The 11,315-nt window shown below is 63.0% G+C and carries 9 protein-coding genes; all 9 read left to right on the forward strand.

Translation table 11 applies throughout. The features are described 5' to 3' along the window. The first annotated feature begins 118 nt into the window (after window positions 1–118). Window positions 119–2,842, forward strand: coding sequence for a CHASE2 domain-containing serine/threonine-protein kinase (locus AC07YZ_RS20255; RefSeq protein ID WP_494796080.1), 2,724 nt, complete (start codon window positions 119–121; stop codon window positions 2,840–2,842). 11 nt (window positions 2,843–2,853) lie between these two features. Continuing rightward, complete coding sequence (locus AC07YZ_RS20260) at window positions 2,854–3,639, forward strand: Stp1/IreP family PP2C-type Ser/Thr phosphatase (RefSeq protein ID WP_226490482.1); 786 nt, start codon at window positions 2,854–2,856, stop codon at window positions 3,637–3,639. A 45-nt stretch (window positions 3,640–3,684) separates the two neighbouring features. Beyond that, window positions 3,685–4,311 (forward strand): FHA domain-containing protein, encoded by a 627-nt coding sequence (locus AC07YZ_RS20265; protein WP_226490481.1) that lies wholly within the window; start codon window positions 3,685–3,687, stop codon window positions 4,309–4,311. 68 nt (window positions 4,312–4,379) lie between these two features. Continuing rightward, on the forward strand, window positions 4,380–6,629 hold the full coding sequence (locus AC07YZ_RS20270) for a CHASE2 domain-containing protein (protein ID WP_494796081.1): 2,250 nt from the start codon (window positions 4,380–4,382) through the stop codon (window positions 6,627–6,629). Between the two features lie 40 nt (window positions 6,630–6,669). Further along, window positions 6,670–7,473 carry a 3',5'-cyclic-nucleotide phosphodiesterase gene (locus tag AC07YZ_RS20275; protein WP_226490479.1) on the forward strand — a complete coding sequence of 268 codons (804 nt, stop codon included), beginning with the start codon at window positions 6,670–6,672 and terminating at the stop codon, window positions 7,471–7,473. A 185-nt stretch (window positions 7,474–7,658) separates the two neighbouring features. Further along, complete coding sequence (locus AC07YZ_RS20280; RefSeq protein ID WP_494796082.1) at window positions 7,659–8,234, forward strand: pilin; 576 nt, start codon at window positions 7,659–7,661, stop codon at window positions 8,232–8,234. 229 nt (window positions 8,235–8,463) lie between these two features. Beyond that, complete coding sequence (locus AC07YZ_RS20285) at window positions 8,464–9,042, forward strand: pilin (RefSeq protein ID WP_494796083.1); 579 nt, start codon at window positions 8,464–8,466, stop codon at window positions 9,040–9,042. Between the two features lie 65 nt (window positions 9,043–9,107). Continuing rightward, entirely contained in the window at window positions 9,108–9,872 is a 765-nt protein-coding gene (tfpZ, locus tag AC07YZ_RS20290) for a TfpX/TfpZ family type IV pilin accessory protein (RefSeq protein WP_494796084.1), read from the forward strand. An 11-nt stretch (window positions 9,873–9,883) separates the two neighbouring features. After that, window positions 9,884–11,275 (forward strand): sulfatase-like hydrolase/transferase, encoded by a 1,392-nt coding sequence (locus AC07YZ_RS20295; RefSeq protein ID WP_494796085.1) that lies wholly within the window; start codon window positions 9,884–9,886, stop codon window positions 11,273–11,275. Window positions 11,276–11,315: the final 40 nt, after the last annotated feature.

Here is an 11,315-nt window from a genome sequence, read left to right on the forward strand (position 1 = left end):
GCCAGATTCATGCAACAGAATGCGAAATCCTGCGGCGTGCATTTTTGGCGCGGCACGCGGCCCCGCCCCGGCTGTCGGCCACGGTGGCCCAGGTTCAGTCAACCCAGGAGGTCGGCCCTTGGCCACAAGCCGCAGACGCAAGCAACCCGCAGGACGGAGCGGCCCATGGCGCACCGATGCCCTGGTGGGCCTGCTGGTGGTGCTCGCCGCGTTCGGTGTGCATCTGTCGAGCGATCTTTTCCGCGATCTGGAGAGCCGCTTCTACGACTTCGCCAGCACCCGCAGCAGCCGGGTGCCCAGCGAGCGCATCGCCGTCATCGCCATCGACGATCAGAGCATCGCCAACATCGGGCGCTGGCCTTGGCCGCGCGAGGTGCACGCCGGCCTGATCGACCAGCTCGCCCAGGCCCAGGCCAAAACGGTGGCCCACACCGCCTTCTTTTTTGAACCCCAGACCGACCGGGGGCTGGCGAGTTTGCGCGAGCTGCGCGAGCAGATCGATGGCGCCCCACCGCCAGCGTCGGCGCTGGCCGATCTGGGTGAAACCGCGCGCAGCCACCTGCTCGACTTCATCGGCGCGGCCGAACAGAAGCTGGATGGGGACGCGCGTCTGGCCAGCAGCCTGGCCCGTGCCGGCAACGTGATCCTGCCTTCGCTGTACAGCCTGGGTGATCTCCAGGGCCGGCCAGACCAGCCATTGCCGGCCTTCGCGCTCCAAAGCGCACTGGCCGAGAGCAGCGGCGCCGGCTTGCCCGCGGTCCAATCGCAGCAACCCCTGGCGGCCATCGGGGCGGCCGCCCGTGGGGTGGCCCATCTCAACCAGCTCGCGGACAGCGACGGCGCGGTGCGCCGCGAGCCCTTGCTGGTGAACTTCGACGGCCATGTGATCCCGTCCATGGGCTTGATGGTGGCGGCGCACAGCCTGAATCTGGGGCCGCAGGATCTGCGCCTGTTGCCCGGGGAGGCGGTGCTGCTGGGGCGCACGCGCATCGAAACCGACGCATCGGGCACCGTGCTGCCCCAGTTCTACCCCGATCGCGATGGCCGCCCGGCCTTCGCCGTGGACTCGTTCTACGACGTTGCCTCTGGCAAGATTCCGGCCAGCAAATACGCCGGCAAGATCGTCATCATCGGCGCCACAGCCGCGGGTGTGGGCACCCCGTTCAACACCCCGGTCTCGCCCGCGCTCTCGCCCGCGGTCATCCTGGCGCACACCACGTCGAGCATCCTGAACGGCCATTTCATCGGGCAGCCGGTCTGGACCGGCGCCGTGGTGCTGGCGGCGTTGCTGCTGGTGGTGGCCTATCTTCTCGCCCTGTTGCCGCGCCTGTCGGCCGCCACCGGCGCCTGGACCACCGCGGGCCTGTTTGCGCTGTTCCTGGGGGTGGAGTATGGCCTGCTCTCGGCCGCGGCCACCTGGCTGCCGCTGGTGTTTCCCGCCGCGATGCTGCTGCTGGGGCATCTGGTGCTGACCACGCGGCGCTTCCTGGCCACCGAAGCGGGCAAGGCGAAGACCGACGAAGAGTCGGCCGAAACCAACCGCATGATGGGGCTGGCGCTGCAGGGGCAGGGCCAGCTCGACCTGGCCTTCGACCGGTTCCGGCGCGTGCCGCACAGCCGGTCGCTGATGGACAACCTCCAGCAACTGGCGCGGGATTTTGAGCGCAAGCGCCAGTTCCACAAGGTGCAGTCGGTCTACGAGCACATGGCCAGTCTGGACCGCGACGACGCCGAGGTCCGCGCCGGTCTGCGGCGGGCCCGCAAGCTGTCGCAGACCGTGGTGCTGGCGGGCGCCTCGTCCCACCCGGGCGGCAGCCTTTTGCTGGACGGTGCTGGGGTTGAGCAGCCCATGCTGGGGCGCTACCAGATCGAGAAGGAGCTGGGCAAAGGCGCCATGGGCGTGGTCTACCAGGGGCGCGACCCCAAGATCGGCCGCACCGTGGCCATCAAGACGCTGGCGCTGAGCGCCGAGTTCGAGGGCGCCGAGCTGGCGGATGCGCGCAAACGCTTTTTCCGCGAGGCCGAAACCGCCGGGCGGCTGCAGCACCCCCACATCGTCACCATCTTCGACGCCGGTGAGGAGCACGACCTGGCCTTCATCGCCATGGAGTTCCTGCAAGGCCGCGACCTGGTGGAGCACACCCGGGCGGACCGGCTGCTGCCGGTCGCGACCGTGCTGGACATCGGCGAGCGGGTGGCGTTGGCGCTGGACTACGCGCACCGGCAGAATGTGGTGCACCGCGACATCAAGCCCGCCAACATCATGTACGACCCCGCCTCGGACAGCGTCAAGGTGACCGACTTTGGCATCGCCCGCATCACCGACGCGAGTCGGACCAAGACCGGCATGGTGCTGGGAACACCGAGTTTCATGTCGCCCGAGCAGCTGGCGGGCCACCACATCGACGGCCGTTCCGATCTCTACTCGCTGGGCGTCATGCTGTTCCAGCTGCTCACCGGCGTGTTGCCGCTGCGTGGCGATTCGATGGCCGCGCTCATGTACCAGATCGCCAACCAGCCCGCCCCCGACGTGCGCAGCCTGCGACCCGATCTGCCTGAGGCGCTCACCGATATACTGGGCAAAGCGCTGTCCAAGACGCCACAAGACCGCTACCAGAGCGGTCGCGACATGGCGCAAGACCTTCGCCGGGTTGACAGAACGGCGGCAGACCGGGTCGTCCCCGGCGGGGCCCTGCCGATGGGGTCCGGTGGCAGCGGGTTCGAGAAAACCCAGTTGCAGACCGCGCGCGCAATTGAAAACGGATACGCCACCACAGTTGTCACACAATCGGTGGTTCAGGGCGGCGGGTCCGCCGAGGGCGGGTCCGATATCCGGCCATAGAGCCAAAAAACATGATTTTCGAGTACTTCAGTCTCACGGATCCCGGCATGGTGCGGGACAACAACGAAGATTCCATCGCCCTGGACGTGGACAACCACGTCGTGGTGCTGGCCGACGGCATGGGCGGTTACAACGCCGGCGAGGTCGCCAGCGCGATGGCCACCACCTTCATCAAGACAGAGCTGGGTCGCTGGATGACCGAGGGCGGGTACGAGGCCAATGGCCGTGAGATCAAGCGCGCCATGGAAATCTGCATCGACAACGCCAACCGCTCGATTTTCAACGCCGCCAATTCCAACCCCCAGTATGCGGGCATGGGCACGACGCTGGTGATGGCGGTGTTCCAGGGCGTGCGCTCGTTCATCGGCCATGTGGGCGACTCGCGCTGCTACCGGCTGCGCGGCGGCGAGTTCGTTCAGCTCACACGCGACCATTCATTGCTGCAGGAGCAGATCGACGCCGGCCTGATTTCCCAGGAGCAGGCCCAGTTCGCCACCCACAAGAACCTGGTCACCCGGGCCCTGGGGGTGGAAGACACGGTGTTGCTGGAAGTCAACGAATACCGGGCCGAGGACGGCGACCTCTACCTCTTTTGCTCCGACGGCCTGTCCGACATGATTCCGGACAGCCGCCTGGCCGCCATACTCGCGTCCGACGGCACGCTGGAGGCAAAAACCAACACCCTGATAGACGCCGCCAACGCCGCCGGGGGCCGCGATAATATTTCCGTGATATTGGCGTATGCTCGGTCCAAACCGTTACGCAAAGGCTTGCTGTCGCGCATGCTGGGGCAGTAACTGAGTTCTTTAGAATTAGTCCATCAGGTTCCACAGGAGTCGGCCATGCCGAAAATGATCGTTTCCATCGACGGCGTCGTCATCAAGGAGGTGCAGCTCACGAAGGATCGCACCACGCTCGGTCGCCGTCCCTACAACGACATCGTGATCGACAACCTCGCCGTCAGCGGGGAACACGCCGTGATGCAGATGTCGGGCGCCGACGTGTTCCTGGAAGACCTCAACAGCACCAACGGCACCTACGTCAATGGCAAGGCCATCAAGAAGCACCAGCTTCAGAATGGCGACACGATCGAGATCGGCAAGTACAAGATCAAGTTCGCGCACGAAGGCGCGCCCGACAACCACGAAAAAACCATGGTCATCCAGGCCGGTGCCGTGGTGGGCGCGGGTACGGCGCATCCGCCGGTGGGCAACGCCGCGATCAAGGTCATGTCCGGCGCCGCCGCCGGGCGTGAGGTGCCGCTGGTCAAGGTGGTCACCACCATCGGCAAGCCGGGTGTGGCGGTGGCGGCCATCACGCGCCGCCCTCAGGGTTACGTGGTCGCGCTGGTGGAAGGCGCCACCAGGCCCACCATCAATGGCAACCCCATCGGTTCCGATGCGGTCAACCTGCGCCATGGTGACCTGATCGAACTGGCCGGCACGCAGATGCAGTTCATCCAGCAGTGACGCTGGCCGGTGCCGCGCGCCGCTTTCGCTGACGGCGGCCACCCCGCATTGCCCGCTCCCCGCGCCCCATGCCGGCCCTGAGCAGACACGGCCCGCGCATCGCGGTCACCCTGCTGCCCCTGATTTTCGCCATCCTGCACGCGCTGGGTGTGTTGCCCATGGGGGTGCTGCAGCGCCTGGACGACATCGTCTACGACGCGCGCCTGCGCGCCACCATGCCCGGCACGCTCGACGACCGGGTGGTGATCGTCGACATCGACGAAAAGAGCCTGGCCGAGGTGGGGCGCTGGCCGTGGTCGCGTGACCACCTGGCCCGGCTGGTGGACACGCTGTTTGAAGACCAGGGCATCGCCGTGCTGGGGTTCGACACCGTGTTTGCCGAGGCCGATGACAGTTCCGGTCTGCGCCAGCTCCAGCGGCTCGCCGACGGTGCCCTGGCCGGTCAGCCGGGGTTGGCCGAGCAGATCGAACGTCTGCGGCCCGAGCTGGACCACGACGCCCGATTCGCCCGCTCGCTCAAGGGCCGGCCGGTGGTGCTCGGCTACTACTTCACCAGCGACCGGGACGGCCGCACCAGCGGCGTGCTGCCCGCCCCCGTGATGTTGCCCGAGGCCCTGCAGGGGCGCAGCATCCTGGCCACCCGATGGGACGGCTTCGGCGCCAACATCGCCCCGCTGGCGCAGGCCGCACCGCGGGCCGGCTTCTTCAATGCGGTGGCCGGCAGCGACGGCGTTGTGCGCTCGGTGCCTCTGCTGGCCGAACACGGCGGGCGTTATTACGAATCGCTGTCGCTGGCCATGTTCCGGTTGTTGCTCGGGTCGCCACGGGTGGAGCCGGGCTTCCCGGCCGAGCGATTCCTGCCACGCGACTACCAGGCGCTGGAAAGCGTGCGTCTGGTGCATGAGAACACCGCGCTGGCCATCCCGGTGGACGATCGATTGGCCGCACTGGTGCCCTTTCGCGGACGCGGTGGGCCACAAGGGGGTTCGTTCGCCTACGTGTCCGCCAGCGACGTGCTGGCGGGGCGCGTGCCAGCGGGGCGGCTGCGCAACAAGATCGTGCTCGTGGGCACCACCGCGCCGGGGCTGCAGGACCAGCGCATCACCCCCGTGGGCGAAGCCTACCCCGGGGTGGAGACCCATGCCAACCTGATCTCGCACCTGCTCGATGGCGAGGTGCTCGTCAAACCCGACTACGCGCTGGGCTACGAACTGGTGGTGTTGGTGGTGTCCGGCCTCGTGCTCGCCCTGGCGCTGCCGCTGCTCAGCGCCGCGCGCGCGGTGGGCCTGAGTCTGGGTGTGGTGGCTGCGGTGGTGGGCCTGAACGGCTGGCTCTACCTGGGCCATGGCCTGGTGCTGCCGCTGGCCAGCGTGCTGGTCATGAGCGCCCTGGCCTTCGCGCTCAACATGAGCTACGGCTACCTGGTGGAGAGCCGTGCCAAGCGCAAGCTCGCCCAGCTCTTTGGCACCTACGTGCCACCCGAACTGGTCGACGAGATGGTCCGGGACCCCAGTCGCTACAGCATGACCGCCGCCACGCGCGAGCTCACCGTGATGTTCTGCGACATGCGCGGCTTCACCCGGCTGTCCGAAACCCTGGAGCCCACCCGGCTCCAGGCTCTGCTCAACACCGTCTTCAGCCGCCTCACCCACACCATCCGCAGCCACCGGGGCACCATCGACAAATACATGGGCGACTGCGTCATGGCGTTCTGGGGGGCGCCGGTCGACACCGCCGACCATGCCAGTCTGGCGGTGCAGACCGCGCTGGAGATGGCCGAGGCCGTCCGGCGGCTGAACCAGGAGCACGCGCGCCAGGGGCTGCCGCAGATCGGCGTGGGCATCGGCCTGAACACCGGCCAGATGTGCGTGGGCGACATGGGGTCGGACGTGCGCCGCAGCTACACCGTGGTGGGCGACGCGGTCAACCTGGGTTCCCGGCTCGAAGGTCTGTCGCCCACCTACGGCGTGGACATCGTTGCCAGCGACGCCACCCGGGAGCAGGCGCCGCAGTTCGTCTGGCAGGAGCTGGACCGCGTGCGCGTCAAGGGCCGGGCCACCGCAGTGACCATCTACACGCCGCTGGGCACCCCGGAAACGCTTTCCGACAAACTGGCCGAGGAACTGCGGTTGTGGAACCGGGTCCTTCAAACCTGGCGGGCGCAGGACTGGGACGCGTGCGACGCGTGTTTGCTCCAACTGCAGCGCCAGAATGCGGAAAAAGTCCTTTACCGGCTCTATGCCCAGCGGGTAGCCTCCATGAGGCGGTTGCCGCCCGACCCGGCCTGGGACGGGGCCACCACGTTCGAAACCAAATAGAGGCCGCTTGAGCCGGCCACGAAACCAGGCGAATCTGCAGATGAGGGTACGAGTTCTGGGGTGCTCCGGCGCCATTGCGCAGGGGTGCCGCACCACCTCCTTTTTGCTCGACGACGACGTCCTGGTCGACGCCGGCACCGGCGTGGGCGACCTCAGCCTGGACGAAATGGCCCGCGTCAACCACGTGCTGCTCACCCATTCGCACCTGGACCATGTGGCCAGCTTGCCGCTCATGCTAGACGCCGTGGCCGCGCGCCGACTGGCCGCGGGCGCCGAACCGCTGCAGGTGCGCGCCCTGCAGAGCACCATCGACGCCCTCAAGGCCCACATCTTCAACAACCTCATCTGGCCCGACTTCTCCACCATCCCCAGCGCCGACACACCGCTCATGCGCTTCGTGCCCATCACCGTGGGCGAGGTGCTGCAGGTGGGCGGCAAGGCCATCGAAGTGTTGCCCGCCGTGCACACCGTGCCCGCGGTCGGCTTCGCCGCCGCCACCGCCTCGGGCCACTGGGTGTTCAGCGGCGACACCGAGCGCAACCCCGCCTTCTGGCAGCGCATCAACCAGCTGCCCATGGCCCTGCTCATCATCGAAACCGCGTTCAGCGACCGGGAAAAAGACCTCGCCCGGCGCAGCCTGCACCTGGCGCCCGGCACGTTGGCCGAAGAGCTCGACCAGATCGACCGCAACCAGCGTTACCCGATCTACATCACCCACACCAAGCCCGCCGAAACCGGCCTGATCATGGAAGAGATCCGCCGCTTCGACGACAGGCCCAACCGGCCCGACGACGTGCGGCACGACATCCGCTGGCTCAGCGCCGGACAGACCTTCGAGCTGTGACAAAACCGGTCGTCTGCGGGTGGGGTGACAAAAAATGTCAGTCACATCCGGATGCGGCGGGCACAAATTGTCACTTCTGCCGACGAGCTGTGAAAAAGGCCGCGAAAAGCCGGGCATTTCAGGCTGGCACGATCTCTGCTGCTCGGGTACCGTCGTTCTCCCACAACCCCATAGGAGTTTTACTCATGAAGCGTTCCATGCAAAAAGGTTTCACCCTCATCGAACTGATGATCGTGGTGGCCATCATCGGTATTCTGGCCGCCGTGGCCCTGCCGGCTTACCAGGACTACACCGTTCGCGCCCGCGTGACGGAAGGCCTGAGCCTTGCGGGTGACGCCAAGTCGCAAATCGGCACGGGTTCTGCCACCGCCGCCGATCTGGCCGTGACGACCCAGACCTGGAACGACCAGTCCGGTGGCGTCGGTGCCACCAGCAAGTACGTGACCAGCGTGCTCATGACCGAAGCCGCAAATGCGGCAGCGGTTACCGCTACCACGGGCGAAATCACGATCACCTATTCCACCCTCGTTGGCCCGGTCACCACCGGCACTGACGATACGCTGGTTCTGTCGCCCTGGATCAAGTACGGTTCTGCTTCCACCGATCAGGTGCAACTGGGCGCTTCCTATGCTGCGGCGGAAACCGGTGCCATTGACTGGAGCTGTCAGTCGGCGACGGAGGCCACCTCAACGGCACGTGGCCGTGCTGCCGCTACTGTGGGCACTTTGAAGGCCAAATTCGCCCCGAACGAATGCCGCTAATAACGGTTGCTGGGGTCGCGCGCAGGCGCGACATATAAAAAGAGGCGCTTCATGCGCCTTTTTTTATTATTTGCCTTTCTGTAAAAAGATCTCTGACAAAAGTCGCTTTCGAAAGGCCGAAAAATGTCCCATTGGGCAACAATGTCATCTGATGGTGTGACTTTGTTCACGAAATTCGTGGGGTTTGCCCCTGGCATGACTCCTGCGGCTGGTAGGTGATCTGCCATTAATGAGTTCCGTCGAGGTCATGATGAACACCAGTGCCCAGAGCGGTTTTACGCTAATCGAGTTGATGATTGTGGTCGCCATCATCGGTATTTTGGCGTCGATTGCATTGCCGGCCTATCAGGACTACACCATCAGGGCCCGGGTGACGGAGGGTGTGGTCCTGGCCGCGGATGCAAAAGCCCAGATTGGTGTCGGGGTGGCGACGCAAACGGACCTTGCCACCGCTGCGCGCGCTTGGAATCAGCAGGCCAATGGTGTCGGTGCGACCAGCAAGTACGTGACGCGGATATCGATGGAAGAGGCGGTGGGCGACACACAGGGCGAGATCACCATTGTGTACGCCGAGACTGTTGGTCCCATTACCCAGGGTGCTAGTGACTCGTTGATTTTGTCACCGTGGGTCAAATTCGGCTCTGGATCTTCTGATGTGGAACAATTGGGCGCTTCCTTTGGCGCAGGCATCACCGGCGCGATCGACTGGAGTTGTCAGTCCGATACCCGATCGCTTTCAACGATGAGAAACATGGTCGGCTCTTTGGGCACCTTGCCGGCAAAATACGCGCCCACGGAATGCCGCTGACAGTTGGTGTTGGCGGCCCTGCGGAGAGACGATCGAAGTACAGCCGCCTATCAAAACAATGGTCAATGGTGAAAAATCTGCGTGAACGCTTCCGTGCCGGGGGGGTGCATCTGCTGGCATCGGCGGCAGTGGCATCGCTGGTGGCCGTGCTGGTTTTTGGATTGTGGTATCCGGACGACTACCGTTACATGGCGGGGGGCAGCGAGCTGCTGGTTCTTATCATGTCGGTTGATGTGGTGCTAGGGCCGTTGTTGACTTTTGCCGTGTTCAACCGCCAGAAGGGCTGGGCCCATCTGAGACGTGACATAGTGACCATTGCCGTTTTGCAGTTGTCGGCGCTTGCTTACGGCATATACTCGGTCAGTATGGCCAGGCCAGTTGCCTTGGTGTTCGAATTCGACCGTTTTCGCGTCATTACTTCGGCCGAAGTGGTCACTTCCGAGCTGTCTGAAGCCCTTCCGGAATTCCGGCACCTGTCGCTGCTTGGACCGATCACTCTTGCACTGCGCCGGCCAGAGTCGGGCGATGAGCGATCTAATGCCCTGGCCACGGCCATCTTCGACGGCGTTGATACCAGCCAAAGACCAAAGTTCTGGATACCTTATGGTGCGTCCGAACGGGTACTGGCGGTAGAGGCAGGACGGCCGCTAGAGCAGTTGATACAGCAGTATCCAGATGCCGGCCTTGACACCGAAAAACTGCTTAAGAAACAAAATTTGGACCCTCGTGCTATGAAGTTTTTGCCCGTTCGGGCCAAAAACGATGCCGTGGCCTTGGTGCAAGCAGATGGACGGATCGTAGGGTTCCTGCCATACGACGGCTATTTCTGATGAGGGAACAAATGTCTGAATCTAAAGTCGCTTGGCACAGATACCTGTTGCTGCTAGCGATTTATGCCCTGTTGGGCCTGCTCTTTCAGGGCCTGTCTCTATATTTTGGATACAAACGCCATCTCTTTAGTGCCGAAATGCTGCTGGCATTTTTTCTGTTGGCAGCGGGTCTTCGATTTTTTGGAGTCGTAGCGTTCATATTTGCAGTGGCCTCCGAGTTGTCACTGGGAATGTCTTCCATTTTTTATCTGTTTGAATTAGGGCAGATATGGGATATGGCAGAGTTCCTGTTTGAAGCTCGCCCTTCGTATCTGGCGTCTTTGGTCCTGCTGATAGCGCTGATGGCTGCAGGAATCTTGTTGTCGATTCGTACCCTTAAAGGACTGCATCGAAGCCGACATCTCCTGCTTCAGATAATGGTTGCGCTGGGTCTGTTTCAATATCAATGGGTTTTGTCGGCGGAGGAGCAAACCTTCTTTTCCCCGACGTTTGCCGACAGAATGCACCTTCTATTTGGAAGCTCTGTGCATTTCGCCCGTGATGTCATGGTCATCAATAAAGGGCAGGCTATTGGCAATGGACCCGATGATGCCGAATACATACCGATTCAATACCCGTCCGCTGCAAAGTTGGTTTGGGGTCAAAAGCAGTTGCCGCCTCGTGTTCTTTTCATCATTGCCGAGTCATGGGGTCAACCGAAAGACCTTTCCATTCTGGAAGGGCAAATCCAGGCATTGCGACAAAGCCCCCATGTGAAAGATCTGACGTTAGATAGGGTTCATGCTGTTGGGGCGACTGCGGCAGGCGAGCTGCGTGAAATGTGTGGGATGATTCCAACGCGCTTGAACTTTCGAAAACTGACGGCGGAAGCTGTAGGCGACTGTTTGCCAGCACAGCTTCGCAAACAGGGTTACACCACAATTGGGATTCATGGGGCGCATGGATTCATGTATCGTCGATTGCTATGGTGGCCGGAGATAGGTCTGAAAGAGCTCATATTTAAAGAGGCATTGCCTCAAACCAAGCCGCTTTGTCATTCGTTTCCAGGATACTGTGATCGCCATCTCTTTGATATCGTGCGGAACCGCTTGAGTGCCGAAAAAGTATTCCTTTATTGGTTAACCTTGAATTCGCATATGCCCTACGATCGGCGAGATGTTGTCGATTATCGCGAGGAGTTGTGCCGTGGGGTATTTGGAGCGGCATATGACGAGCAGTTGTGCAACTATCAGAACCTGCACGTGCAGTTCTTCGAGCATTTGGCCAAACTCGCCGAAGATGAAACCATGCGGGGTGTCGAGGTGGTCGTGGTGGGCGACCACGCACCCATTTTCAACGATGAAGCGTCTCGCGGACATTTCGAGCGGAAACAGGTGTCTATGCTTCATTTCACGCTGCAATAAAGGCAGCTTTTCGATTGATTTCCGTAATGCTGCGGTATTT

Source organism: Hydrogenophaga sp. GW101-3F08, from assembly GCF_059424585.1.

Excerpts from the sequence above, each read along its gene's own strand:
- AC07YZ_RS20270 (WP_494796081.1), top strand. The coding sequence starts at position 4,380 with ATGCCGGCCCTGAGCAGACACGGCCCGCGCATCGCGGTCACCCTGCTG.
- AC07YZ_RS20285 (WP_494796083.1), top strand. The coding sequence starts at position 8,464 with ATGAGTTCCGTCGAGGTCATGATGAACACCAGTGCCCAGAGCGGTTTT.
- AC07YZ_RS20265 (WP_226490481.1), top strand. The coding sequence starts at position 3,685 with ATGCCGAAAATGATCGTTTCCATCGACGGCGTCGTCATCAAGGAGGTG.
- tfpZ (WP_494796084.1), top strand. The coding sequence starts at position 9,108 with ATGGTGAAAAATCTGCGTGAACGCTTCCGTGCCGGGGGGGTGCATCTG.
- AC07YZ_RS20295 (WP_494796085.1), top strand. The coding sequence starts at position 9,884 with ATGTCTGAATCTAAAGTCGCTTGGCACAGATACCTGTTGCTGCTAGCG.
- AC07YZ_RS20280 (WP_494796082.1), top strand. The coding sequence starts at position 7,659 with ATGAAGCGTTCCATGCAAAAAGGTTTCACCCTCATCGAACTGATGATC.
- AC07YZ_RS20260 (WP_226490482.1), top strand. The coding sequence starts at position 2,854 with ATGATTTTCGAGTACTTCAGTCTCACGGATCCCGGCATGGTGCGGGAC.
- AC07YZ_RS20275 (WP_226490479.1), top strand. The coding sequence starts at position 6,670 with ATGAGGGTACGAGTTCTGGGGTGCTCCGGCGCCATTGCGCAGGGGTGC.